Genomic DNA, 23,905 nt, shown 5'->3' with positions numbered 1-23,905 from the left:
CCATGACGGATCGAAAGCTGACAGATCAGGAACGCCGCGCTTGGGAAGCGGCATCCCGGCATGTTCGCCGCCTTGATGGCAAGCGTTCACCGCGCGTGGCCATGCCGGATGTCCCGGGCAGCTCCCCTATGTCTCCTTCCGTATCCCCGCGATCACCCCTGAAGCGCCTTCCGGCCCCGGTACAGAATCGCGAAAATGAGCGCCGTATTCGCCGTGGCAAACAGGCGGTTTCTGCGTCTTTTGATTTGCACGGCATGACCCAGGATGAAGCCTGGCGGCGCTTACCGCAATTCCTGTCCCGGCAGCGCCAGAACGGCGCGCAATGTGTGATTATCATTACAGGAAAAGGGCGATCTGGAGATGGGGTCCTGCGCCGTAATTTCCTGCATTGGATTGAGATGCCTCAGGCCCGCAGCCTGATCAGTGGTTATGCACCAGCTCATGCCCGCCATGGCGGCGGCGGTGCATGGTACGTGTTCTTGAGAAAGCTTTGAAAACAAATAGAAAAAGGCGGTCAAATGACCGCCCTCTTCAAACTCTACAAAACTCTACGATCGGTGATCTAGCACCCGTTCGTTAAGCATTTACGACTGTTTAGCCAGCAGGTTGCGAATTTCTTCAAGCAGCACTTCCTGACGTGGTGGAGCGGGTGGCTCTGCCGGAGCCTCTTCCTCTTTTTTCTTCATATTATTCATGCCCTTAATGATCAGGAACATGACAAAGGCGACAATGATGAAGGAGATGGTCGCAGAGATAAACTCGCCGATCTTGATCGCAACTTCTTGAGTTACGACAGCTCCGTCAGGTCCCAGAACTTCTGGTGTCATGACATATTTCCAGCTGCCAAAGTCCAGTCCACCAAGAACCGGGCTAAGTGCGGGCAGGAAAACACCCTGGATAAACGCGGTCACAACCGTGGCGAACGCACCGCCCATGACGAAGCCAACCGCCATGTCGACCAGGTTGCCTTTCATGGCAAACTCTTTGAATTCTTTGAGCATTTGAGCACCCCTTATGCAAAACAGGCCGCTTCGCCTGTATGCAAATAGTGTTATAATTCTAGTTTTCGGTCAATCAGTCCTGCATAGCTGAGCGCAGTGTTACCGGGACTCAGGATCTTCCCCACCATTCACGCGAGCGCGTAATTCTTTACCGGGCCGGAAGAAGGGGACAGACTTTGCTTCAACCTGAACCGATTCACCGGTTCGCGGATTGCGTCCCTTGCGCGCTTCACGGTGACGGATAGAAAAAGCACCAAAACCGCGAAGTTCCACCCGGTCACCACGGGCCAAGGCATCGCCAATTTCTTCCAGAACTGTGGATACGACCCGCTCAAGATCGTCCGGACGTAAATCCGGATATTCTTCGGCCAGCCGCGTAATGAGTTCAGACCTAAGCATGTGTTTGATCCTAAACGAAAAAAGCGGCGGAGACCAGAGCCTCCGCCGCAGATTTAAAAGATTCTGGCCGATTCATTTGGCCAGATCCGGTTGGTTTAGTCGTTACCCTTAAGGGCCTCGCCCAGAATATCGCCGAGAGAAGCACCACTGTCGGCAGAGCCGTACTGTGCGACGGCCTCTTGCTCCTCGGAGATTTCCAGCGCTTTGATAGAGACACCAATACGGCGGGATGAGCGATCAACCTGTGTGACTTTCGCATCGACTTTATCGCCAACAGCAAAGCGCTCTGGGCGTTGCTCGGCGCGATCACGAGACAAGTCAGAGCGACGGATGAAGCTCTTGACTGGTGGCTCACCGAACTCAACTTCGATACCGCCCGTTGTGATCTCTGTAACGGTACAGGTCACAATCGCGCCGCGCTTGACGCTGGCATTGTCAGCGATTGGGTCGCCGCCAACCTGTTTGATCCCGAGAGAGATCCGCTCTTTTTCCATGTCCACGTCAAGAACGCGCGCGGTAACCGTGTCGCCCTTATTGTAGTTCTGGATGGCTTCTTCGCCAGACTGATCCCAGGAGATGTCGTTGATGTGAACCATGCCATCGAGGTCTGGTCCAAGGCCAACAAACAGGCCGAATTCCGTGATGCCACGAACTTCGCCTTCAATGTCAGTCCCAACTGGATGCTCGGCCATGAAGGCAGACCATGGATTGTCCTGAGTCTGCTTGAGGCCAAGTGAAATGCGGCGCTTGTCGCTGTCGACATCCAGAACCTCAACGAGGACTTCCTGAGATGTAGAAACGATTTTGCCCGGGTGAACGTTCTTCTTGGTCCAGCTCATTTCAGAAACGTGGATCAGGCCTTCAACACCATCTTCGAGCTCAACAAACGCACCGTAATCGGTGATGTTTGTGACCTGACCAGACATACGAGTGCCGATTGTGTACTTGGCTTCGATATCATCCCATGGATCGCTCTCAAGCTGCTTCATGCCGAGAGAGATACGCTGGGTGTCTGGGTTGATCTTGATGATCTGAACTTTGACTGTGTCGCCAACATTCACAACCTGGCTTGGGTGATTAACGCGCTTCCAGCTCATGTCTGTGACATGCAGCAGGCCATCAATACCGCCAAGGTCAACGAACGCACCGTAATCAGTGATGTTCTTGACGACGCCTTCACGGGTATCGCCTTCGCTCATGTCGCCAACGATCTCAGCGCGCTGCTCGGCACGGCTTTCTTCGAGGATCGCACGACGGGAAACAACGACATTACCACGAACACGGTCCATTTTCAGGATCGCGAATGGCTGTACTTCGTTCATCAGTGGGCCAACGTCGCGGACGGGGCGAATATCGACTTGCGAACCTGGCAGGAAGGCATTGACGCCACCAAGGTCGACTGTGAAACCACCTTTAACGCGGCCAACAATCGCGCCTTTAACAGGCTCTTCCTTGTTGTAGCTGTCTTCCAGTGTGATCCAGCTTTCTTCGCGGCGGGCTTTGTCGCGCGAGAGAACAGCTTCACCCATCAGGTTTTCAATACGGTCGAGGTAAACTTCAACAATATCGCCTGGCTCAGGCTGTTTTTCCTCAAGCAGGAATTCTTTCAGAGGGATGCGGCCTTCGGTTTTCAGGCCAACGTCGAGGGTCAGGTAATCGCCATTATTAGAGATTACTGTGGCTGGAACAACGCGGCCCTCTTGAAGGGTTGCTGCGCCAGCGCTTTCTTCGAACATGGATGCAAAATCATCCGTCGAAGGGTTCATTGAATCAGTCATGGGGTCTCCGGTGACACAGGAAAACGGGGTTCACTGCCAGAAGCCCTATGCGTCTGGTCAGCCGTTCCTGCATATCAGGGATAAGCTTGGTAAGCGCTTGGGATTTGGCCTTGAGGCCAGAACGCTTAGCTGTTGCGGGCGATAGCGGCCTCAACCGCGTCCCGTGCTTTATCCACAGCCGCGTCTATAGTCAGATGAGTGGTATCAATCAAGACGGCATCTGCTGCCGCGACCATGGGGGCATCCTTGCGGGTTTTGTCGCGTGTATCTCGCTCTTTCAGTTGAGCGATCATTTCCGAAAGTGACAGGGTGTCACCTTTGGAGGTGAGTTCTTTCAAGCGGCGTTCGGCGCGCGCCTCAACAGAGGCATCCACCCATAGTTTTACATCCGCATTTGGGCAGACGACTGTGCCTATATCGCGGCCATCCAGAACAGCCCCCTTGGCCTGATTGGCAAAAGCGCGTTGTAATTCGAGCAGAGCAGCTCGCACTTGGGGAATAGCGGCGACTTTCGAGGCGGCTTGCCCAGCGCCTGCGGTGCGTAGCTCTTCTTCAGTGTAATCGTTTAGATCAAGACTTCGGGCGACGTCCGCAAGGGTATCAGCATCCTCAAAGCTTACACCCTGATGCTTGGCCGCGACTCCAGTGGCGCGGTATAAGCGTCCGGTATCCATATGCGGTAGGCCGTACCAGGCCGAGAGCCGCTTGGCGATTGTCCCCTTTCCCGAGGCGAGCGTTCCATCGATTGCAATAATCATGGCGTGGCGGGTGAGCGAACACACGCCGAATGTCAAGACGATCCACCGCAGTCAATAAGCTTTCCGTTTCAACCATACTCGCGTAGATGGAGAATTATCAGGTGCGCAAAGGGAAACACGGACGCACCCAAAATGACTGAATGGAGACCCAGAATGCGAATGACGTATCGTCTAGCGACTCTTGTTTCTGTGGCGGCGCTGGCAACACTGCCCGCAATAGCACGCCCAATGGAAATTGAAGATGTTTCTAAAATCCAGAACGCTGGCAATTTGACTGTTTCAAACGATGGAACGGCTGTCGCTTATACTGTTTCGGTACAACGCGACCTACTCGCTGGCGATAAGGATGGCAGTGCTGATAGCCATGTTTATGTGATGCGCGATGGCGGGGATCCCATTCTGTTCATTGGCGGTGAGGGTCCAAAATCCAATCTGCAATTCTCCCCAACTGGCGATGCGTTGCACTTCCGCTCAAAGCGAGACGGAGACAAGGCTGTTTCATTGTACGCTATATCGATGAGCGGTGGTGAGGCGCGAAAGGTTTTCGAACATGAGAAGCCTATTGGCGACTATGCCATTTCTCCTGATGGTGGGACACTTTACTTCCTCGCGACCGAAAAAGATGAAAGTGACGAGGCTCTAAGGGAAAAAGGCTTCAAAGCCTACGCTTATGAAGAGAATGTCGACATGGCGAGCGTCTGGCGCGTTTCTCTGGGCGATGAGGACGCCAAGGCTGAGAAGCTCTTCGAAGGCGTGGATGTGAATGCATTAGAGCTTGCCCCGGACGGATCTTTCCTTGTGATTTCTGCAGCGCCAACCCCTCATGTCGATGACTTGCTCATGAAAAGCCGTCTGCACGTGATTGATACTGCGACGGGTGAGGAAACCGCCAGTGTCGACAATCCAGGCAAGCTGGGCAGTTTTCGGATTTCACCGGATGGTGAGTCCATTGCCTTCATGGGCGGCACAGATATCCACGATACCTCCGATGGTGTCTTGATGGTTGCCAAGGTGAGTGATGGCAGCTTCCGCCAGCTCACCTTCGACGCCGAGCAGCACATTCAGGATATTGAGTGGCTCGATAATAGCCTGATCCTGACGAACGCGCATCGCGGTGTTGAGTCAGCCATGGTGGCCTACAATACGCGTGGCAAAGAGATTCACACTTTCCTGACCCCTGATGATATCGTTGTGCGTAATGTCGAGGTTGGCGGCTACGGTGATGTTTATTTCACAGCCGATAGTCCCGCGCATCCACGCGAAGTATTCAAGCAGGACCAAGGACAAAGCTTCAAGCTCTCAAATCACAATGCGTGGCTAGATGAGATCACGCTCGCTGAGCAAACGACCTTTGTTTATAAGGCCCGCGATGGACGTGAGATTGAAGGGCTTCTGATTACGCCTAATGGAGATGCGCCAGAATTGGGCTGGCCGATGATTGTCACCGTTCATGGTGGTCCGGAAGCACACTATTCTGATGGTTGGCTTACTGCCTACTCCATGGCTGGCCAGTTTGGTGCAGGCGATGGCTATGCTGTTTTCTATCCAAACTACCGGGGCTCTACCGGGCGCGGCGTAGCCTTCGCGAAAGAGCATCAGAATGACTATGCCGGTGCTGAATTCAACGATCTGGTCGATGGCGTAGAAGCATTGACCGCTTCTGGCTTTGTTGATGAGGCCCGTGTCGGGATTACCGGCGGCTCCTATGGGGGCTATGCCTCAATGTGGGGCGCAACGGCCCTGACAGAGCACTTTGCGGCGTCTGTAGCCTTTGTTGGGATTTCCAACCAGATCTCCAAATTCGGTACGAGCGATATTCCAAATGAGATGTATCTCGTACACTCTCTGAAATGGCCATGGGATGACAATGATGGTCATTGGATGGAGCTATTGAAGCGCTCGCCGCTCTTCCATGCTGGCAAGTCAACAACCCCGACCCTGATCATGCATGGCGAGGAGGACACACGCGTGCACCCAAGCCAATCTATGGAGCTTTACCGCTCCATGAAGGTGCGCACCGATACGCCGGTTCGTCTCGTCTTCTATCCCGGCGAAGGTCACGGGAACCGTAAGGCTGCTGCCCGTCTGGATTATTCCTACCGTCTGATGCGCTGGATGGACACTTATCTGGGTGTTGATGCGAGCCGTGATGATCCGATGCCGGAGTTTGATCTTGGGCTTGAAGAGAAGCTTGGCATGAAAAAGATCAAGAAAGAGAAGACTGAGGAATAGTCTGCTCCCTTCTCTTAAATCCAAACATAGAAAAGCCGGAGCGTGTAAAGCGCTCCGGCTTTTTCATTCGTGTTTACTGCTCTAATGGCGGAAGTGGCGCATGCCCGTCAGGACCATTGCGAGACCCGCCTCGTCAGCGGCGGCGATCACATCATCATCACGGATTGAGCCGCCTGGCTGGATGATTGCGCTTGCCCCGGCGGCCGCAGCGGCCAGCATACCATCCGGGAAGGGGAAGAACGCATCAGACGCAGCAACACATCCGGTGGTGCGCAAGGTTTCAAACCCTTCTTTCTCTTTGGCATCCTCGGCTTTCCGGGCGGCAATGCGGGCACTGTCGATCCGACTCATCTGGCCTGCGCCAATGCCGACAGTGGCGCGATCCTTGGCATAGACAATTGTGTTGGATTTCACGTGCTTGGCGACGCGCCAGGCGAAGAGGAGATCATCCAATTGTGCCTCTGTTGGCGCAATCTTGGTAACGACTTTCAGATCGTCCTTCGTGATCCGGCCAGCATCGCGGTCCTGCACGAGAAGGCCACCAGCAACGGTTTTCATGAATGTACCAGTCGCAGCTGGGTCTGGCAGGCCATCTGTGAGCAGAAGCCGCAGGTTCTTCTTCTTGGCAAACACAGCTTTTGCAGCCTCATCAGCGCCCGGCGCAATCACGACTTCAGTGAAGATGGACGTGATTTCCTCAGCGGTTGCCGCATCAAGCGGGCGGTTCAGGGCGACGATACCACCAAAGGCAGATGTTGAGTCGCAGGCGAGCGCCTCGCGATAAGCTTCAATAATGCTGTTTCCCAGGGCGACACCGCAGGGATTGGCGTGTTTGATGATGGCAACGGCCGGGGTTTCGTCTCCCAGCTCACCGATCAATTCATAAGCCGCATCTGTATCGTTGATGTTGTTATAAGAAAGCGCTTTACCCTGAACCTGCTCGGCAGTCGCGACGCCTGGTCTGGCTTCACCTGTTGTGTAGAAAGCCGCCTTTTGATGCGGGTTCTCCCCATAGCGCAGGGCTTCGTTCAGCTTTCCACCCATCGCGAACCAGTCTGGTGCACTCTCATCCAGTTGGCGCGCATACCAGTTGCTGATGGCAGCATCATAAGCGGCGGTGCGGGCATAGGTTTTTGCGGCCAAACGGCGGGAAGTGTCACGGCTGACATGACCGCCAGTTTTGTCCATTTCCGCTAATGCACGATCAAGATCGCCGCCATCTGTGCAGACGCTGACGCTATCCCCATTTTTCGCTGCTGCGCGCAGCATGGCAGGGCCACCAATGTCGATATTCTCGATGCAATCCTCAAACCCTGCCCCGGAAGCAACAGTCGCCTCGAACGGATAGAGATTGATGTAGACGAGATCGATGGCTTCAATGCCATGACGGTCGGCATCGGCCTTGTGGCTGTCATTATCGCGCAAATAGAGCAAGCCACCATGAACCGCCGGATGGAGCGTTTTTACGCGGCCATCCATCATTTCAGGATAACCGGTCAGGTCTGCAACGTCTTTTACAGCAAGTCCGGCTTCTTTGAGTGTGCGCGCGGTTCCCCCGGTTGAAACCAGATCGACACCATGAGCGACCAGTCGCTCCGCCCGCTCAACCAGCCCCTCCTTGTCAGAAACAGAGATCAGGGCGCGGCGAATGCGGGTCTGGGTCATGGAAGTAGCCTGCGGATGCAATGGATGTTGGCACCGCCCTATCATGACGGACAGACGCGTCAACGGCTTGCATTTCAATCCTGTGGTGGGCGATACGCGGGAACAAGCCTGGACAGGGTTTGCAGGGCGGCTTTGGTATCGCGCTTTTCTGCTTGATGCAGAAGGCTCTCAACCAAAGTCCAGAAGTCTTCTGGCTCCATCAGACGATCCTGGGGGCGGATGGCGCGTAGGCCGTCAATGCCCGTCGGTTCCAGGCGTTCATGCGGATAGGTCAACGCCTCATGAAGCTTTTCGCCTGGTCTTAGCCCAGTTGTTTTGATCATGATGTCGACATCCGGAACCATGCCCTTCATGCGGATCATCGATTCGGCCAGAGATTTAATACGAATTGGCTTACCCATATCCAGTACAAACAGGCCTGCATCGCCTTTTTCTGTCTGATGCGCGGTGGCCTGTAGAACGAGGCTGGAAGCCTCTTCCACGGTCATGAAGTAACGCGTGACCTCTTCATGCGTCAGCGTTACAGGCCCATCATTGCTGATCTGGCGCTCAAATAGGGGAACAACAGAGCCAGACGACCCTAGAACATTACCAAATCGGACCATGGCAACAGCAATATCGCGATCACGGGCACGATACGCGATGGCTAACTCTGCTAGCCTCTTGGTGGCTCCCATAACATTGTCCGGATCAACCGCTTTGTCGGTTGATATGAAGACGAAGCGGGAGGCTTTCGCAGCAATCGCAGCATCAATGGCATTAATCGCGCCGCCAACATTGGTCAGGATGGCCTCACATGGATTCTCTTCCATTAGCGGAACGTGTTTCAATGCTGCGGCATGAATAACGGTGTCTGGACTTGTCGTTTTCATGGCGTTCTTGAGAAGTGTCAGATCACGAACATTGCCAAGCTGTGCGGTTAGTTTCGCTGGCGCGCCTGTTTCGCGCAGTTCGAGGTCGATATTATAGAGATTGTACTCGCTACCCTCAAACAGGGTCATGCATTCCACACCCAGCGCCTGGCATTGCCTTGAAAGCTCGGAGCCAATTGTTCCGCCTGCGCCCGTGATGAAGACTGATTGCCCCGACAGGGTTTCCTGAACAGGGGTTGGGTCAAGTTTGCGTACCCGGCGTGATAAAAGGTCAGCGGGGCGTGCAGGCAGCAGGTGCAACCCTTCTTTGCCCGCGCCCAAAGCCATAACGGACGTTTTTCGGGTGGCCGCAATTTCGAGGATTTGGGTTGTCGCAAGTTTTTTGCGCAGCGACCCCGCAACAGCCACCCAAGGTGTTTTCTCATAACGAACGCCCAAGATATCCAATACGTTTGCAAGATCATCCAGACCGCCAAGAACAGGCACACCGCGAATAGCACGCCCGGAGTCTGCCCCCGTTGTTTCAATCAGGCCAAGGATACGAACTGGAGCTCCTTTACCATTCTTTTGAAAATCCCGAAGAACTTCCGCAGCCTCTGTACTGGAAGCAACCATAACAACGAGGGGAGCGTCTGCGCGCACAGGCGTGAAGATTTGAAACGGCCTATGCGTGGAACGTGAAAGGGCAATCATGCGACCGGAAAACAGCAAGAACAGCCATATAGCAGTCGCAAATAATAGGCTGCTTCTGGGGATTCCAGACAAGCGATTCCACAAGAATATGATCGGCAGAAAGACCAGAGCGGTCAACAAAACGACCTGAACAATCCGGATCGCATCCGGCCATCCGGCGTGGCGCCAGACCTGTTTATGCACATCCAGTAGGATCAAGGAGGCCAGCCCACAAAGACTGAAAACTAATGACACGCCAATAGCCAAAGCATAGGGCTGAGTGGGCCACCCGTCCGTCATCGTCCATGGCACAATCAACGCGAGCATCATGGCGATGAAGGCCATGGTGACATCAAAGCCAAGGGTCAGAATGATGGCCCTACGGGCTTCTCCACGCGGGGTCATCGAGATGTATCCTTCAGGAAGACCCAACGCACACAATTTGGCGGGTTGGTGCCGTCTCCGTTTGGGTCAGCCTGACCTGTGAGCACAATCTGCTCACTCTTTTCAACGATACCGCGGCCCAGATAGACCGTTGGTTCCAGACGAGCTTTGGCGTGGGTTGTTTTGAAACGCCAGACCGGCCCATACTCACTGCGCAGGATAATCGCATCTCCAGAGGTCATGGCAGTAATCGTGGGATGAAGATGAAAGCGGATATCAAACTCAATAGCGGTCTCATCTTCACCAAGACCAGCTGAAACAGGTCTGGAGAGAGAATCTTCACCCGTCAGGCGGCAGCCATCGCCAGACATGAAAAGGCGGCGGCGGTGCAGCAAGCCAAAGATACGCTTATAGCCACTGTGCTGTGCGTCGAGCCAAATCTCATCAGCTTCTTCTAAACGCTTGGCCGATATGCCGTCAGGCCCCTCTGGATAGAGCAGGTCACTATCATCATTCTTGATGAACCGAGAAGAGTCTTCGCTTCTGACGACCAGGGTTGAATGCGCGCTGGTACGCCGGACGGCAGCTTGCCAGTCGAGATCTGTTTCGGGGCTGTTGCCGCAAGAGGTTATAATCCGAGCATCACGATCATGCAGTTCAAAACTCAGCGAGCCTGCATGCGCCTTGTCGCCATAGGGACGTTCAGGGCCAGCTCCAGCATCAAGATAAAGACACGTCTCGCCTTTCTGGAGTTTCTGGTAACCAGATTTCGGGGCGATGCTGAATTGCCGCGGCGCGGTCTTCAGCCGGGTGATAATTGCATCAATTTCTTCGACACGGCGCTCATCACCATCATGAAAAGGCGGCAGGGCGCCGTCTCTTGCGCGGAAAAAGGCGACCATGCCACCTGCGCGGTTGATCCATTTCTCAAGATAGTCTGGTACTGGCCGATCACTGCGGATGAGCAAGTCCTCAAGAACCATGAGATCCGATAGGCAGCGAGCTGTGCGCGCCGGAGAGCGTGAGACATGACCACCATCTGGGAAGAACTGGGCCGTGCAAACAGATTCCAGCCGTCCTATGGCTTCATCAAGCTCTTTACCGCGACCGACACAAATCGCCCAAGCCATAGAGAGAACAGCGCTGCGGAAAACGCCGATCGGGTCACGATCAGAGTCAACCAGGGCGGCAACATGTCGGATTTGTCGATTAAGGGTATCGAGACGCGCATCAATCGCGGCATCATCGCCTTCTTCAAAAAGGGCGGCGCCACAGCAAATCCAGCTCCAGGCGCGATCGGCTGTACAGGATGAACGCCAGGAAAAGCCATCAAAGCGGCCAAAATTCTCAATCCAGTCATCGACCAAAAGACGGGCCCGGTCAGCGCCCACGTCTCCCTGCGAAAACAGGTCTGCGAGCCAGTCGAAGCGGTGCACGCGGTCGGAATAGTGGCGAGACGGCATCTGTTCTGTCCACGGTGCGGAGCCGTCCGGCAAGACCATACGATCCATCCCGATGCGCCAAATACCCATGAGTAGACGCTCACCGCGCAAGGGGTCGGGCGGGTTTACAGGTCTAGGGTAAAGGCCAAAACCCTCTGGCTTGGTGCCAGCAATCTTCAGGCGATGGCCTGCGGAAGCTTTGGCATCTTCACCCGTCTTGCCGCGGAAACGCGCCCAAAGAGCGATGTCATCTTCATCGCTGCGTCTTGGCTCTGTTGGCGGCGGCAGGACTGTCTCAGTCATTCAGGTAACGTGCAAAAACTCTACTAGGGACGAAGGGCGGCGATATTGTCAGCGTAGTGGTCGGGACCACCTTTAAAAACAGCAGACCCCGCGACAATAGCGGTTACACCAGCTGAAATGGCTTTTGGCGCTGTTTCAGTGTTCAGACCACCGTCCACCTCCAGGATGATATCGCGACCTGTTTCATCAATGCGCTTTCGGAGCTTCTCGATCTTGCGAAGCTGACTATCAATGAAACTCTGTCCACCAAAGCCCGGATTAACCGACATCACCAGAATGAGGTCGATATCATCGATCAAGGGATCGATAATTTCGGCAGGTGTTCCCGGGTTCAGGGCAATGCCGGGCTTCATGCCTTTAGCGCGAATGGATTGGATGGTGCGATGCAGATGTGGTCCAGCTTCAGGATGAACGGTGAGAATATTGGCGCCGGCATCGGCAAAAGCATCAATGTAGGGATCAACCGGGGCGATCATTAAGTGTACGTCAAACGGCTTGTCTGTGTGTGGGCGCAGCTTTTTGATAATTGGCGGCCCGAATGTCAGGTTTGGCACGAAATGCCCATCCATGACATCAACATGGATCCAATCTGCTCCAGCCTTATCTATTCGGCGAATTTCTTCCCCGAGTTCTGCAAAATCGGCTGACAGGATGGAGGGCGAAATCACGATATCAGACATGATTGACGCCTAAAACTAAACCGCCGTCAGCACAAGGCTGACGGCGGTAGAGGGTGCATATGCAAGGGGATTAGTAACGCGGGGCTGGCCGCGGCACCACATAGGCACCATCTTCGCGGAATTCCACAAAGACGGGCTGACCCGGCTGGAACTGATAATCAAGCGGCTGGACATAAGCGCGCAGACCATCCTGACCACCAAAGTCAACGGTAATCGCCTGACCTTGCTGTGTGCCAAGGTTTTTGCCGAGCATGTTTCCGGCGATCCCACCAAGAACAGCGCCACCGATGGCGCCAGCGGTTTGGGCTTTGTCGCCACCACCAAGCTCAGATCCAGCAAGTCCGCCAAGGACGGCACCTGTTGCGGTGCCAATGATTGAGCGGTCCGGGCGGATCGTAACGTCACGGATGGAAACCACGGTACCTTCGCGCACGGTCATTGAGTAGCCGGTCGAAGAAGAACTCACCACTGAGCCGCTATTGGTCGCGGCACAGCCGGTTACGGCCAAGGTCATGGCTGCAAAGATGCCGGCCATCATCTTGTTACCGGGCTTGGTCACAGAAATCGTATTTGTCATAATATGTGCTCCTTTGCACGAATGGACGCTGTGCATTCTCGCCAACTTGGCTGAACTCTAAATGAACCTGATAAGGCGTTTTTACGGCCAATCGACCCAGTCTTCATGAAAAGATCGTCAGGTTTTGCGAGTCAGTCGGCAAATGTAGAACGCATCATGGCGCAGATTATTCCCTGGCAATGTGAGTAAATCTCCATGAGATGTCAGCGAGCCCTTAAAGACGCCAGCCTCTTCCTCTGTGATGGGCGACCTCTGCAAGGGTAACTCGCCTAGAGCTTGATCGATATTGGCGCTGCCTTCTTCTGGGCGGGGGGAACAGACACAATAAACCAGACTGCCACCAGGTTTCAGATTCTTGGCTGCATGTTTCAGCAAACGCATCTGAATATTCGGGAAGCCGGCGATATCTTCGGCGGACTTGATGAAGGCCCCTTCCGGGTGACGGCGCAGCGTACCAAAGGCTGAGCATGGAGCGTCAATCAGGATTTTGTCGACTGGGGCTGGCGGCGTCCAGTTCGTTGCATCGCTTAGAACGGTTTCAATTTTTCCATGAAATCCGGTGCGCCAGAGATTCTGCTTGAGCCGCTTTAGGCGTGGTTTGGAACGGTCAATTGCAGTGACATTTGCCCCAGTAGCGGCCAGCTGCATCGTTTTGCCGCCGGGTGCGGCGCAAAAATCAAGGACGGTTTCGCCTGCTTGAGCGTTTAGCAAAAGGGCAGGTAGGGCAGCCGCGATATCCTGCACCCACCAGTCCCCTTCTTCATAGCCGGGCAAATCCTGCACGGTCCGGGTGTGGTCGATTTGCACCGCGTAAGAGGCGACAGCCTGACCATCGACGCGCTGAGCCAGAGCTTCGGCGTTGCCGTCCTTAGGGATCAGATAGAGGTCTGGCGTTTCGGTCTGTGCCTGTGCCAGGGCTAGGGTTGCACGGGCACCCAACCCGGAGATCAAATTCTGTCGTAGCCACTCTGGCCATATGGCTTCAATCGGGGCGGCATCGAAGGCGCTTCGGTCACTTACCACTTTGCGCAAAACCGCGTTCAAGAACCCAGTTGCACGTTGGGCGCGCGGCCATTGTTTTGCAGCAGCAACCGTTTCGCTGACCACAGCATGGTCCGGGGTTTCCAATAGCCAGGCTTGAGCGGCGCCAAGTCGTAGAAGGGCGCGTGCTGGCGGTGTTGCGGTTTCAATTGGCCGCTCCAGAAAAGGGGCCAACCCAGCATCAAGGCGGCCAAGCTGGCGCAAAACCGCACTGGTCATGGCACGGGAGAAGCCACGATCTGGGCCGGTTAGGTCATCATAGAGTTCGCTGCTGGTAAGCGCTTCATCCAGCAGGCGCTTTTCATCAAGGACGCGAATTAACAGGTCTGCGGCGGCCAGTCTCGCCTTTGCCCCGCTCACCCCCAAGGTCCAGTTGGACGGGGGTCTTCCAGTGGCGGGCTCATTCTGCCCTGCCCCATGTCTTCGGCAAGGCGAACCAGCGCTTCAATCCGGTTGGCTGTGCCCGGATGGGTTGAAAAGAGACTATCACCTTTTCGCCCGGCGAGGGGGTTCATAATGTACATATGCGCCATTGCGGGGTTTTCCTCTGCGCGGCGGTTAATCGTTGCTCTTGCGCCTCGATCAATCTTTTCCAGCGCCGAGGCAAGCCATAGAGGATTGCCGCAAATTTCTGCACCCCGTTTATCAGCTTCATATTCACGCGAGCGGCTGATCGCCATTTGGACAAGGCCCGCCGCCATAGGGGCAAAAATCATGATCAATAGCCCTGCAATGATGCCGCCCCGCTCGCGATTACTGAAGAAGAGCGCGAAATTCGCCAGCATGCCGATGGCGCCTGCAATGGTTGCCGTAATCGTCATGGTCAGCGTGTCGCGATTTTGGACATGGGCAAGCTCATGGGCCATAACGCCTGCGGTTTCCTCGCGGCTGAGCATGTTCAGTAGGCCTGATGTGGCAGCCACAGCGGCATTGTCAGGGTTTCGGCCCGTCGCAAAGGCATTGGGTTGCTGGGTGTCGATAATGTAGATTTTTGGCTCCGGCATGTTTGCGGAGCGAGCAAGGGCTTTTGTGTCGCCGACAAAGGTTCGGATCATTGGGCTGGCATCGCTCTCATCGACCTGCCGTGCGCCTTGCATTTTCAGGACAATTTTATCCGCATTCCAATAGGAAAAGAAGTTGATCCCGGCGGCAACAATAAAGGCAATCCCCATACCCATCGTGCCCCCGACTACGAAGCCGACGGCCATGAACAAAGCCGTCATGGCAGCGAGCAGAATAAAAGTCTTGGTGGTGCCCATGAGGCGCACTCCTTGATAGACGGCTGGCAAACCTTAATCTTAGTGATTGAGATATATAGAAGCGTTAACGCCAGTGGGAGTCCTGAGCATGTCAGATGACCAGAATGTCACAAAGAAAGAGCTATCTCCTGCCGCGCAGCGCGCTTTAGCTGAAGCGGCTGAGCGCCGCGCTACGTTTGAGGCTAAAGAGCGCGATCTTGAAGAGGCGCGGGCGCAGGAAAAAGGTGGACCGAAGAAGAAAGAACCGGTCCGCTATGGTGATTGGGAGCGTGATGGCCGCGCGTTCGATTTCTAGGATTCGAAATTTACCCGAAATTGAAGTATAGTTAACTCCTCAATAGGGGAGGACGCTAAAAATGTATAATGCACTCAATGATCTTCGGGATCTGCCTCAATCAAAGGGCGCACGAATCATAAGTTTTGACAATGCTGAGTTACGACCAGGCATCGTCAACGAAACTTACATGCTGATCGTAAATGGCATGAAACCTTACATCACAATGGAAGTCAGCCTTGTTCCACTCATCTATGTCCAGAAACCTGATTTCTGGAGCATAGAGGTGCTTGGTATTCAAACCGGGATCGGCTTGCCAGCAGCTGGACCCTATACCGCGACGTTAGATGTTACCCACTTTATGGGGCATGAGGGTATAGAGGTGATCGGGTCGAATAAGACTCAGAAACTGAAGCCCTGACATCCTGACTTGCGCCTGCCGCGCGAATGGCACTCGCCCATTAGGTTAAGGCGTTTGCAAACATCTGGTCTGTCGTCTTTACTAAGGACTGGCCCAGTGCTTGCGACGTCATCACTGGATAAGACTTAATTCGCTCAGGAGGCGAAAACCATGTCACTATGGAACAAGATCACAGCATTGATCGCAGTTTTGACCCTCTTTGCAGCCCCATCTTTTGCCGACGGTATTTCAGGACAGAAGGTTAATCGTGGCCCAACACCCCTGAAAGCACACAATATGACACCGCCGGAACCTGGCTGTGTGTTGGTCGAGGGGCATAAGTGGAGCTGCCCGGTTCCGCCAGCGCGCTTCACCCATGCCCCAGCACCTAAGTATCACGCTGCACCTGTGACCCGCACAACCTCAACTCGAACCTATACGCGGACGCATACCCCGACAGTGACACGTCGTGCTGTTGCGACACGAACGGTTACAGCCAGTCAGGAGATCAAGCTTGATATGGGGGCCTTTACGGGTGGTGTCGGGGCTGGTGTTGGCACTGAGTTCTACGGTGGTGGTGGAACGATTATCATTGGTGGCGGCAAACGCTATTCTGGTGTGCTTAGCCATGCGGCGTCGCATTTCACTTTCCGGCACAAAGGTGGTGGCGGTGGTGGAAAGCACCATAAGCGGCCTCGCCCATGTGGTTGCCATTAAGCTGGTTTCTTAAGCAGCTCACGAAACTGTGATCAGAAAGGCGGTTCCAAAAGCCGCCTTTTTCATGTTGCGGCATCAGCCTTGCAGCTTTGTCTGTGAAGTATGATGGAGCGATCAATGCGCACAGATATCGTTGCCCTGACAGCGGGTGGGCCGCATGCCTGGATTACCATCAATGCCTTGCGTCAGCATTTTGGGGCATTCCCGGTCATCCGGGAGGAAGCTGAGCCTGCATCCATTTTCTGGCGGCGGCGATTGCGGCTGCTTGGGCCTTTGCAGGTTGCGAGCATGATGGCTGCGCGGTTACCGATCAAACTCATGAAGCGCGGATCAGGGCAAGTCATCGCCGAGATGATTGAACAAGAGACTCTAAAGCCAGAGCCAGCACGAGATCAGGTCATTTTGGAAGTCCCTTCCGTCAATCACAAAGAAACTCGGACACAGCTCTCCAGATTAAATCCAAAGGTTGTTTTCGTGGTGTCCGCTAGGATGATCGGAACTAAGACGCTCAGCGCGGTGGAGGCTCCCTTTATCAATTACCATTCCGGGATCAATCCGGCCTATCGTGGCATGTTTGGGGGATACTTCGCTCTGGCAAATGGTGAACCCGAACACTTTGGAGCTACGGTTCATCTGATTGACCAGGGCGTCGATACGGGAGGCATTTTGTATCAGGCGCGTGTGCGTGCAGACCCGGCGGATAATTTCCACACCTATATTTGGCGCATTGCCGCCAAGACCCGGCATTTGGTCCCTTACGCGGTCGATTTGCCCTCAAACCAGTATTTTGCACCAACCCTCGGGGGTTATCTCAAGGCTGGCCTGATGCGTGGGGTGTGGTGAGCAGCCCCTGATTCATTTCGATCATGTCGGCATCAGTTTTAAGGCGATCCGCCACGACACAGCGCCAGTTTCGATCTGGGGGTACGGCATGTCGGACCAGAAAAGGGGCGGTTTCACGCGGCAGAGCTGGGGCGCTTGTCGCTTCAAACCGACCATCCCAAAGTACCCCGCGATAGTCTACCGGGACGGGGCCTGGTTCCCGTCCGACCAGAATATAGTCAGACTTGCGCTCTAACCACGCGCCACCAAGCGTAAAGCGTTGTCCGGTTTGGGCTGTTTTCAAAGCTTTGATCAGAGCGTTGCGGTCGGTTGCCCGGGGCGGTCTGTCATGACCAGCTGCGGCGGGGATAACCAGGGAGAGCAGTGCATCCATTTGATTATCTATGAAATCACTCGGCAGGCTCACCAGGCCAAATGGGTCAACGTTCTGAGCAATCATTCTCAGATCAGAAATGAGCGGCACCGTCGCATGAAGGCGCTGCTGCAATGCAGAAACAGGATCGCGGGATGGTCCATCTTCACGGGTTTTCAAAACCTGTCTTTGGCGCACCCGCTCATATGATGGGTCTTGATTTGAAGGGTCGTCAATCCACTCGATAGCCTTGGCTTTCAGCCACGCTCTGATTGTGTCTCGTTGTTGCAGGAGCAGAGGGCGTAAGAGCGTAAGGTTATGGCCTTCGGGCCAGACCGGACTAACCGATACAGGCATCGGTCCGGCTTGCTTCTCGGGGGCAACACCCCGTGTGGCTCTCATGGCTATGGTTTCGGCGACATCATCCAGCGTATGGCCAAGCAGAAGCCATCTACTACCGATCCCTTGGCAAGCTTTTGCCAGAAGGCGATGGCGGGCCTGCCGCGCGGCTGCCTGTGATGGCCGAGGATGCTTCCAGATCAGAGTATGATGAGGCAGAGACAGCTTTTGGCATTGCCGAGCGACCCATTTGGCCTCATCGGCGCTTTCGCAGCGCAGGCCATGATCTACAGTGAAAACGTGCAAGTTGTGCCCTGCTCTACTGGCCCAGTTCTGACAGAGATGCAGTAGGCATAGACTGTCACCACCTCCAGAGACGGCAATAGCAATGCTTTGGGGCGTTACGATAAGGTCCAGCCCCAAGGGGCGTAAGTCTACGTCGGATTTAGCTGTCACAGCCGGAACGAACGCGTTCACCCGCCGCCAGATTCTTGGTCAAGCCTGAGGCATTCGGGTAGCGCTGTGGCAGGAGATCGAGCGCATTGCAGGCCCGGTCTGTGTCACCCACCAGACGCATCGCCCGGGCAAGTTTCGCCAGGGCTTCAGGCGCGCGTGGATCATCCGGATAGGCGCGGATCATATCGGTGTAGGCCTGTCCGGATTCTGCATAAGCTTCCTTTTGATAAAGCGCTTCAGCGAGCCAATACTGCGCTTCCCCAGCTTGCGGGTCATCGCCGAAATCCTCAAGGAAGGCCCTGAAAGCCAACTCTGCCCCGGTATAGTCAAAGCGTAGAAGCCGGTTCTTCGCTTCGGCAAAGAGCGGGCCTGCTTCGCCGGGCAGACTGCTGGCTGAGACAGTCCCAAGGGTGCCCTGTGGCAAGGCATTTTCCCCGGCTAGCTGATCTCTCGTCGTTGTGGTTGTGCGGACGATGCGGGTTGGCTGTCCGGTAACTTGCGCGGGTGCTGTAGTTGTTTCTGATGCGGCTTGAGGGGTAAGGGATTGCGGACGGTTTCCAGTTGTTTCTGTCGTGGGAGCTGAGTTCTGTGTTTCACCTGCCCCAGTCGCGGCGAAGGGTTGGGCGACGGTTGCGGCCTGACGCATCTGTGCCTCAAGTGAGCGGATTTTAGCGTCTTGAGAGGATAGGCGCTTTTCGAGGCGATCGATAAGCTGAGCGAGTTCCGCATCATCGGCCTGCATCTGATTCACCTGCTCGCGTGACTGCGACAGCAGAAATTCCAGAGTTTCGACCTTGCCGTTCAGGGCAGCATTGTCCGCCTTAAGGTCTGTAATTTGCGACCCGACATTCGCCGTTGCCGCGCGGCCATCCACATCGGCGTTTCGCAACTCCTGTATCGTTGTCTCAAACTCCTCGCGTTTAACCCGTTGGGCCTCTGCACTCAGGAGTGTCGCGCCAAGCGAGAGCGCAAGAAAGGACAGAACAAGGACACGGAACATAGACGGTCTCCGGAACAGAATGTGTTTAGTCTGCAATAAGAAACGGTCGGGGCCAAAATGTGGCGTCCCGACCGTTGTGTGCAGTTATGCCTGTAGGCGACTAGCTGGTTGCGCCAGACAGGATTTGGGTGAAACCATTACGATTCTGTGCCCATGATGCTTCATTGGCGCCAAGCGCAATCGGGCGTTCCTTGCCGTAAGATACGGTTTGGATACGGGCCGGATCAACGCCAAGGCTAACCAGATAATTCTTCACGATAGAGGCGCGACGCTCACCAAGGGCGAGGTTGTACTCGCGGGTCCCGCGCTCATCGCAGTTGCCAGCGACCAGAATAGTGACATCTGGATAAGACTGTAGCCAGGCGGCCTGACGTTGCAGAATGTTCTGATCGTCATCATCCAGACGATACTGATCAAGGTCGAAGTAAACGCGGTCGCCGACATTCACCTGGAAATCCTCAAGTGAGCCCTTGAGTGGGCCTGAATCAATTTCGCGTGTTGGTTCTTCAATGACTTCTTCAACTGGCGCGACAACAGGTGTTGTATCTTCAACAGGGGGGGTTTCTACAACAGCGGGCTCGACAGGTTCTGGTGTTGAGGCACATCCAACAACAACCAGTGATGTGGCCAAGGCGGCCGGAATCATAAGGCGACGCATTATCTACTCCTTGCTTGCAGACTTATCGGGGCATTAAGCGGGGATTTTGTCAACTGTATGTCACCTGTAGCGAGAATCGCACATAAGCGCCTGCTTCGAACAGAAAACGGGTGTTTAGAGCATGAAATCGCCGTAAGGGTGTTACGGGGCCTATTGCAAAAGCGGTGACCAGGCTGGATCAGAAGCATCTGTTGGGGTTGGCAGGTTACGTAGATTGCGCCCTGTCAGGTCAACCGACATCAGCTTTGGCGGTACACCTGGCCCGCTCTCCCGGAAGAAGGTAATGACCCGTCCATTCGGGGACCAATCCGGGCCTTCATCGAGGTAGGATTCGGTCAATAGACGTTCACCATCGCCGTCGATGCCAATCACACCGATATGAAATTTACCACGAGTTTGCTTGGTAAAGGCAATCAAATCGCCGCGGGGGCTCCAGACCGGGGTAGAATAACGGCCCTGGCCAAATGTGATGCGACAGGCCACGTCGCGACCACCCGAGGGACAGGAGCGGGGGCTGCCATCGGTATTCATGATATAAAGCTGCGGGCTGCCACCGCGATCAGAGTTGAAGACAATTTGCTGACCGTCCGGCGACATGGATGGTGAAGTATCAATGGCTGGATGGTTAGTCAGGCGGCGTGTCTGGCGGGTGACAAGATCCATGATGTAGACTTCTGAATTGCCATTCTCGGCCTGTGTCAGCAGGACCGAACGTCCGTCACGCGAAAAGCGTGGCGCAAAGGTCATCGAGGTAAAGTTCCCGAGCACCTCCTGACGGCCGCGTTTAAGATCATAGAGATAAACGCGTGGCATGCCGCCTTCATAGGACATGTAGGTAATCTGTTGGGCTTCCGGGCTGAACCGTGGGGTCAGCACGGTAAAACGTCCGCTGGTCAGATATTGGTTATTGGCGCCATCAGCATCCATAATGGCGAGGCGCTTCACACGCTGGTTTTTGGGTCCGGTCTCAGCGATATAGACGATACGGGTGTCGAAATACCCGCTTTCCCCGGTCAGGCGGGTATAGATGGCATCAGAGATTTTGTGCGCGATCCGGCGCCAGTCCTGCGGCTCAGTCCGGAAGCGTTTGCCGGGTTGGCCATCAAGGCGCATCAGCTCTTCACCAAAAACATCCCATAGGCGTACCGAACCGCGCAGGAAAACCGTTCCATCGCGTGTAATCTGTTCGACGGTGCCGATCGCCAGAGCATCGGTTTTAATAATCTTCCAGTCCGCAAAACGCGGGGCAACTTCAATATCCAGGTCTTTTTGAATGTGCGCACTTTCTGGGGTGACGACAAACAGACCAGTTGATTCAAGATCATTGCGAACGACTTCGCTGATCTGACGGGCTATTTCTGGATCAACGCCAACGGCTTCAAAATCCGGAATGGCAATCGGTGTGGGTTGGAAGTTTCCGCTGCCAATATTGACTTCGAGCTGGGCCATCGCGGTTGGCATCAGGACAGAGAGTCCCAGGGCCAGTGCACTCAGAAGGCGTTTGAACATGTCAGGTCTCCTCGTCCTGTTCGGCTCAGTCCGGCGCAAAGGCCGGGCCAAGATTGATCTTGATATCGCGCCATTCGCTATAGTCGTCACGCGGTAGTTTGTAAGGGGCGCACTTGCGAACCGCGCGAAGGGCGCGGTCTACCGCAATCCCCATCGGTTGACGGCCAACCGGGCGTCTTGTGGGTTCGACCAGTCGCAGATTGCTCAAATTCCCATTCTCGTCGAGTTCTGCGCTCATGCGGACATTCAGGTTTTCTGGATTTGGCAGATCATCAACCCCTGTCCAACAAGGTCGCACATAGCTGTAGAGCAAGGCTTCCAATCGCGCTGTATTGGCAGTGCGCTCCCCGGCCCCGCGGCGTGGGGTTTGCGGCTGTGGCGGCGTATCTTCAAGAAGCGGTTTAGGTTGCGGTTTAGGTTCCGGGCGCTTTCTGCGTGTTTCGCGCTCAGACTGGAATGTGCTGTCAGCTTGATTCAGAAAATCATCAAAGTCACTGTTCTGGCGCTGGACAGGGGCTTTGGGTTCTGGTTCGGGCTCAGGCTCTTCATCCTCTGGTTCTGTAACTGGATCAGGGGTCAGATCTGGTACTACGTCCTCTGGCTCCGTTGCCTCTGGTGGAGCACTTTCTTGCGTTTGTTCAATCTCATCTTCAGGCAGGGTCTCGTCGACTTCTTCTTCTGGCAGAGGCTCTTCATCCTCAGGTTCAGGGGCCTCTTCCTCTTCGGCAGCGGGCTCTTCGTCTTCGGGTGGGGTTTCAGGCTCAGGTTCGATGACCGGAACAATATTATTGATTTCGCCGAGCTCAATCAGTTCGATCGGCACAATAACCAGTTCGCTTTCCCGGCCTTCCGTATTTGAGACATATGGCCATGCGACATAGCCCGCGCCGAGAACGGCGGCGTGAAACGCTATAGAGGCTGGCAGGCCACGGAGCATCAGTCTATTGCGCCCCTCTGATCTGGGCCTGTGGATCGGTGACCATTGCGATATTACGGAAGCCAGCTTTCTGCATACGGGTCATGACCTCCATGATCCGGCCATAGTCGACATTCTCATCCCCGCGCAGGAAAATGCGCTCTTCATAGCCCTCGCCCGTGATTGCGTAGAGCTTGGATGTGAGCTCCTCAATCGGGGTTTCGGTTTCCTGGATGTAGACTTTGCCATCGGCATCAACACTGACAGATAAGGGTGTTGATTGTGGGGCAGGCAGGTTCTGGGCGCTTGAGTTTGGTAGAGCGACATCGACGCCAGTGGTTAACAGAGGCGCCGTAATCATAAATACGATCAACAGCACCAGCATGACATCAACCAGCGGCGTCACATTGATTTCCGCATTCATGCTGCGGCGGCCGCGACCTGCACCGCCGGAGTCCATCTGCATACCCATGTTTTATTTTCCTCCGTCAGAAGAGGCACGACGCGAGAGACGAACCAGAAGGTCCTGCGCAAAGCTATCAAGGGCATCGGCATAGCGGTTCAGGTCGCCCGTGAACTTGTTGTAGAAAATAACTGCCGGGATGGCGGCAACCAGACCGAGCCCTGTCGCGAAGAGGGCTTCGGCAATCGGTCCGGCAACATTGGCAAGGGATGTGTCTTGTTTCTCAGCGATGTTGAGGAAGGCATTCATGATGCCCCAAACCGTTCCGAAAAGACCGATAAACACGGAAGCAGAGCCAATTGTCGCCAGCACACCAAGACCGTGGCTGATGCGACCAACTTCACGGTCTACACTTGCGCGCATGGCTCTGGCGGCGCGATCAACCATGGCGCTATGCCCGGCAAGGCCAATCGTTTTTGCATCGCGCCATTCGCGGGAGATTGAGGCAAACATCCGCCCGCCAGCGCTATCCGGGCTTTGACCGGGGCGCAGCTCAAAATCATCGGACCGCCCTGACCAGAAAGCCTCTTCAAACTCTTCAGCCTTTTTACGGGCCTTACCGACGCTGAAATACTTCTCGATGATCACGGCCCAGGACCAGATGGAGGCAAACAGCAACATGATCAGCACAATCTTGACGACAAGATCGGCCTCCATCAGCAATCCGATCAATGAAAAGGTGCTCTCATGGGCTACCTGGTCAAGCGCTTCAGCTTCCATGTCCGTCCGTCCTGTTCTGTCCGTGCAAGAGATGCACTTTCGTGTCACCTCAGTGATATGTGCAGAGAATCAGGCGGAAACGTGACGCACCGCTGTATGCTCTACAGTTGTGACAGCCATGAACGGATTTTGGTTAACGAAATATCGCCATCGCGGTTCTGTGACTGGATTGCGGGCCAAGAGCAGCTTAGCGTG

At 54.9% G+C, this 23,905-nt stretch carries 24 protein-coding genes; 6 read left to right on the top strand and 18 right to left on the bottom strand.

Features of this window, described 5'->3' with window-relative positions:
* Nucleotides 1-2: 2 nt before the first annotated feature.
* A complete protein-coding gene (locus RYZ27_RS13760) occupies nucleotides 3-494 on the top strand; it encodes a Smr/MutS family protein (RefSeq protein WP_406680101.1) in 492 nt (163 codons plus the stop codon).
* A 90-nt stretch (nucleotides 495-584) separates the two neighbouring features.
* On the opposite strand, the gene mscL is transcribed toward RYZ27_RS13760, so the two are convergent.
* The 4 genes from mscL to cmk form a co-directional block, all read right to left on the bottom strand.
* Complete coding sequence (gene mscL, locus RYZ27_RS13755) at nucleotides 585-1,001, bottom strand: large-conductance mechanosensitive channel protein MscL (protein WP_406680100.1); 417 nt, start codon at nucleotides 999-1,001, stop codon at nucleotides 585-587.
* 99 nt (nucleotides 1,002-1,100) lie between these two features.
* The gene (ihfB, locus tag RYZ27_RS13750) at nucleotides 1,101-1,400 is read right to left on the bottom strand and encodes an integration host factor subunit beta (RefSeq protein ID WP_406680099.1); all 300 of its coding nucleotides are present in this window, start codon (nucleotides 1,398-1,400) and stop codon (nucleotides 1,101-1,103) included.
* Nucleotides 1,401-1,495: 95 nt separating this feature from the next.
* On the bottom strand, nucleotides 1,496-3,178 hold the full coding sequence (gene rpsA / locus RYZ27_RS13745) for a 30S ribosomal protein S1 (RefSeq protein ID WP_406680098.1): 1,683 nt from the start codon (nucleotides 3,176-3,178) through the stop codon (nucleotides 1,496-1,498).
* 125 nt (nucleotides 3,179-3,303) lie between these two features.
* Nucleotides 3,304-3,936, bottom strand: coding sequence for a (d)CMP kinase (gene cmk, locus RYZ27_RS13740; protein ID WP_406680097.1), 633 nt, complete (start codon nucleotides 3,934-3,936; stop codon nucleotides 3,304-3,306).
* A gap of 159 nt (nucleotides 3,937-4,095) precedes the next feature.
* Here cmk and RYZ27_RS13735 point away from each other — a divergent pair, with 159 nt between their 5' ends.
* Nucleotides 4,096-6,168: a S9 family peptidase gene (locus RYZ27_RS13735; protein ID WP_406680096.1), complete on the top strand. Its 2,073-nt coding sequence runs from the start codon at nucleotides 4,096-4,098 to the stop codon at nucleotides 6,166-6,168.
* 81 nt (nucleotides 6,169-6,249) lie between these two features.
* Here RYZ27_RS13735 and purH read toward each other — a convergent pair whose 3' ends face one another.
* The 7 genes from purH to htpX form a co-directional block, all read right to left on the bottom strand.
* Nucleotides 6,250-7,833 carry a bifunctional phosphoribosylaminoimidazolecarboxamide formyltransferase/IMP cyclohydrolase gene (purH, locus tag RYZ27_RS13730; protein WP_406680095.1) on the bottom strand — a complete coding sequence of 528 codons (1,584 nt, stop codon included), beginning with the start codon at nucleotides 7,831-7,833 and terminating at the stop codon, nucleotides 6,250-6,252.
* Nucleotides 7,834-7,907: 74 nt separating this feature from the next.
* Nucleotides 7,908-9,782, bottom strand: a complete 1,875-nt coding sequence (locus tag RYZ27_RS13725; protein WP_406680094.1) for a polysaccharide biosynthesis protein — start codon at nucleotides 9,780-9,782, stop codon at nucleotides 7,908-7,910.
* Nucleotides 9,779-11,506, bottom strand: a complete 1,728-nt coding sequence (locus RYZ27_RS13720; RefSeq protein ID WP_406680093.1) for a heparinase II/III family protein — start codon at nucleotides 11,504-11,506, stop codon at nucleotides 9,779-9,781. The genes RYZ27_RS13725 and RYZ27_RS13720 overlap by 4 nt, the downstream gene beginning before the upstream one ends.
* Before the next feature lie 23 nt (nucleotides 11,507-11,529).
* On the bottom strand, nucleotides 11,530-12,186 hold the full coding sequence (gene rpe, locus RYZ27_RS13715) for a ribulose-phosphate 3-epimerase (RefSeq protein WP_406680092.1): 657 nt from the start codon (nucleotides 12,184-12,186) through the stop codon (nucleotides 11,530-11,532).
* Nucleotides 12,187-12,256: 70 nt separating this feature from the next.
* A complete protein-coding gene (locus RYZ27_RS13710) occupies nucleotides 12,257-12,763 on the bottom strand; it encodes a glycine zipper 2TM domain-containing protein (RefSeq protein ID WP_406680091.1) in 507 nt (168 codons plus the stop codon).
* 117 nt (nucleotides 12,764-12,880) lie between these two features.
* Nucleotides 12,881-14,164 carry an RsmB/NOP family class I SAM-dependent RNA methyltransferase gene (locus tag RYZ27_RS13705; RefSeq protein ID WP_406680090.1) on the bottom strand — a complete coding sequence of 428 codons (1,284 nt, stop codon included), beginning with the start codon at nucleotides 14,162-14,164 and terminating at the stop codon, nucleotides 12,881-12,883.
* Nucleotides 14,161-15,063 (bottom strand): zinc metalloprotease HtpX, encoded by a 903-nt coding sequence (gene htpX / locus RYZ27_RS13700; RefSeq protein ID WP_406680089.1) that lies wholly within the window; start codon nucleotides 15,061-15,063, stop codon nucleotides 14,161-14,163. The genes RYZ27_RS13705 and htpX overlap by 4 nt, the downstream gene beginning before the upstream one ends.
* 88 nt (nucleotides 15,064-15,151) lie before the next feature.
* Between htpX and RYZ27_RS13695 the strand changes: the two genes are divergently transcribed.
* The 4 genes from RYZ27_RS13695 (at nucleotide 15,152) to RYZ27_RS13680 (ending at nucleotide 17,297) form a co-directional block, all read left to right on the top strand.
* A complete protein-coding gene (locus RYZ27_RS13695) occupies nucleotides 15,152-15,358 on the top strand; it encodes a DUF1674 domain-containing protein (protein ID WP_406680088.1) in 207 nt (68 codons plus the stop codon).
* A 61-nt stretch (nucleotides 15,359-15,419) separates the two neighbouring features.
* The gene (locus tag RYZ27_RS13690) at nucleotides 15,420-15,758 is read left to right on the top strand and encodes a hypothetical protein (RefSeq protein ID WP_406680087.1); all 339 of its coding nucleotides are present in this window, start codon (nucleotides 15,420-15,422) and stop codon (nucleotides 15,756-15,758) included.
* A 150-nt stretch (nucleotides 15,759-15,908) separates the two neighbouring features.
* Nucleotides 15,909-16,454, top strand: a complete 546-nt coding sequence (locus tag RYZ27_RS13685) for a hypothetical protein (RefSeq protein ID WP_406680086.1) — start codon at nucleotides 15,909-15,911, stop codon at nucleotides 16,452-16,454.
* A gap of 117 nt (nucleotides 16,455-16,571) precedes the next feature.
* On the top strand, nucleotides 16,572-17,297 hold the full coding sequence (locus RYZ27_RS13680; protein ID WP_406680085.1) for a formyl transferase: 726 nt from the start codon (nucleotides 16,572-16,574) through the stop codon (nucleotides 17,295-17,297).
* On the opposite strand, the gene tilS is transcribed toward RYZ27_RS13680, so the two are convergent.
* The 7 genes from tilS to tolQ all read right to left on the bottom strand — a co-directional run bounded on the left by tilS (nucleotide 17,266) and on the right by tolQ (nucleotide 23,710).
* A complete protein-coding gene (tilS, locus tag RYZ27_RS13675) occupies nucleotides 17,266-18,444 on the bottom strand; it encodes a tRNA lysidine(34) synthetase TilS (protein ID WP_406680084.1) in 1,179 nt (392 codons plus the stop codon). The genes RYZ27_RS13680 and tilS overlap by 32 nt on opposite strands.
* Entirely contained in the window at nucleotides 18,434-19,444 is a 1,011-nt protein-coding gene (ybgF, locus tag RYZ27_RS13670) for a tol-pal system protein YbgF (protein ID WP_406680083.1), read from the bottom strand. The genes tilS and ybgF overlap by 11 nt, the downstream gene beginning before the upstream one ends.
* Nucleotides 19,445-19,544: 100 nt before the next feature.
* A complete protein-coding gene (gene pal / locus RYZ27_RS13665) occupies nucleotides 19,545-20,102 on the bottom strand; it encodes a peptidoglycan-associated lipoprotein Pal (RefSeq protein ID WP_406680082.1) in 558 nt (185 codons plus the stop codon).
* 150 nt (nucleotides 20,103-20,252) lie between these two features.
* Complete coding sequence (gene tolB / locus RYZ27_RS13660; protein WP_406680081.1) at nucleotides 20,253-21,611, bottom strand: Tol-Pal system beta propeller repeat protein TolB; 1,359 nt, start codon at nucleotides 21,609-21,611, stop codon at nucleotides 20,253-20,255.
* A gap of 25 nt (nucleotides 21,612-21,636) precedes the next feature.
* Nucleotides 21,637-22,548 (bottom strand): hypothetical protein, encoded by a 912-nt coding sequence (locus RYZ27_RS13655; RefSeq protein WP_406680080.1) that lies wholly within the window; start codon nucleotides 22,546-22,548, stop codon nucleotides 21,637-21,639.
* Between the two features lie 4 nt (nucleotides 22,549-22,552).
* Nucleotides 22,553-22,999 carry a protein TolR gene (gene tolR, locus RYZ27_RS13650; protein ID WP_406680079.1) on the bottom strand — a complete coding sequence of 149 codons (447 nt, stop codon included), beginning with the start codon at nucleotides 22,997-22,999 and terminating at the stop codon, nucleotides 22,553-22,555.
* A gap of 3 nt (nucleotides 23,000-23,002) precedes the next feature.
* Nucleotides 23,003-23,710: a protein TolQ gene (tolQ, locus tag RYZ27_RS13645; protein WP_406680078.1), complete on the bottom strand. Its 708-nt coding sequence runs from the start codon at nucleotides 23,708-23,710 to the stop codon at nucleotides 23,003-23,005.
* Between the last annotated feature and the right edge of the window lie 195 nt (nucleotides 23,711-23,905).

It is taken from the genome of Hyphomonas sp. FCG-A18 (assembly GCF_045287255.1).
Lineage (GTDB): Bacteria > Pseudomonadota > Alphaproteobacteria > Caulobacterales > Hyphomonadaceae > Henriciella.
The sequence above is the reverse complement of the archived record's forward strand: the minus strand, read 5'-3'. Positions and strand labels throughout refer to the sequence as shown.

Coding starts and splice junctions, on each gene's coding strand:
- RYZ27_RS13760 (WP_406680101.1), top strand. CDS start 3: ATGACGGATCGAAAGCTGACAGATCAGGAACGCCGCGCTTGGGAAGCG.
- mscL (WP_406680100.1), bottom strand. CDS start 1,001: ATGCTCAAAGAATTCAAAGAGTTTGCCATGAAAGGCAACCTGGTCGAC.
- ihfB (WP_406680099.1), bottom strand. CDS start 1,400: ATGCTTAGGTCTGAACTCATTACGCGGCTGGCCGAAGAATATCCGGAT.
- rpsA (WP_406680098.1), bottom strand. CDS start 3,178: ATGACTGATTCAATGAACCCTTCGACGGATGATTTTGCATCCATGTTC.
- cmk (WP_406680097.1), bottom strand. CDS start 3,936: ATGATTATTGCAATCGATGGAACGCTCGCCTCGGGAAAGGGGACAATC.
- RYZ27_RS13735 (WP_406680096.1), top strand. CDS start 4,096: ATGACGTATCGTCTAGCGACTCTTGTTTCTGTGGCGGCGCTGGCAACA.
- purH (WP_406680095.1), bottom strand. CDS start 7,833: ATGACCCAGACCCGCATTCGCCGCGCCCTGATCTCTGTTTCTGACAAG.
- RYZ27_RS13725 (WP_406680094.1), bottom strand. CDS start 9,782: ATGACCCCGCGTGGAGAAGCCCGTAGGGCCATCATTCTGACCCTTGGC.
- RYZ27_RS13720 (WP_406680093.1), bottom strand. CDS start 11,506: ATGACTGAGACAGTCCTGCCGCCGCCAACAGAGCCAAGACGCAGCGAT.
- rpe (WP_406680092.1), bottom strand. CDS start 12,186: ATGTCTGATATCGTGATTTCGCCCTCCATCCTGTCAGCCGATTTTGCA.
- RYZ27_RS13710 (WP_406680091.1), bottom strand. CDS start 12,763: ATGACAAATACGATTTCTGTGACCAAGCCCGGTAACAAGATGATGGCC.
- htpX (WP_406680089.1), bottom strand. CDS start 15,063: ATGGGCACCACCAAGACTTTTATTCTGCTCGCTGCCATGACGGCTTTG.
- RYZ27_RS13695 (WP_406680088.1), top strand. CDS start 15,152: ATGTCAGATGACCAGAATGTCACAAAGAAAGAGCTATCTCCTGCCGCG.
- RYZ27_RS13690 (WP_406680087.1), top strand. CDS start 15,420: ATGTATAATGCACTCAATGATCTTCGGGATCTGCCTCAATCAAAGGGC.
- RYZ27_RS13685 (WP_406680086.1), top strand. CDS start 15,909: ATGTCACTATGGAACAAGATCACAGCATTGATCGCAGTTTTGACCCTC.
- RYZ27_RS13680 (WP_406680085.1), top strand. CDS start 16,572: ATGCGCACAGATATCGTTGCCCTGACAGCGGGTGGGCCGCATGCCTGG.
- ybgF (WP_406680083.1), bottom strand. CDS start 19,444: ATGTTCCGTGTCCTTGTTCTGTCCTTTCTTGCGCTCTCGCTTGGCGCG.
- pal (WP_406680082.1), bottom strand. CDS start 20,102: ATGCGTCGCCTTATGATTCCGGCCGCCTTGGCCACATCACTGGTTGTT.
- tolB (WP_406680081.1), bottom strand. CDS start 21,611: ATGTTCAAACGCCTTCTGAGTGCACTGGCCCTGGGACTCTCTGTCCTG.
- RYZ27_RS13655 (WP_406680080.1), bottom strand. CDS start 22,548: ATGCTCCGTGGCCTGCCAGCCTCTATAGCGTTTCACGCCGCCGTTCTC.
- tolR (WP_406680079.1), bottom strand. CDS start 22,999: ATGGGTATGCAGATGGACTCCGGCGGTGCAGGTCGCGGCCGCCGCAGC.
- tolQ (WP_406680078.1), bottom strand. CDS start 23,710: ATGGAAGCTGAAGCGCTTGACCAGGTAGCCCATGAGAGCACCTTTTCA.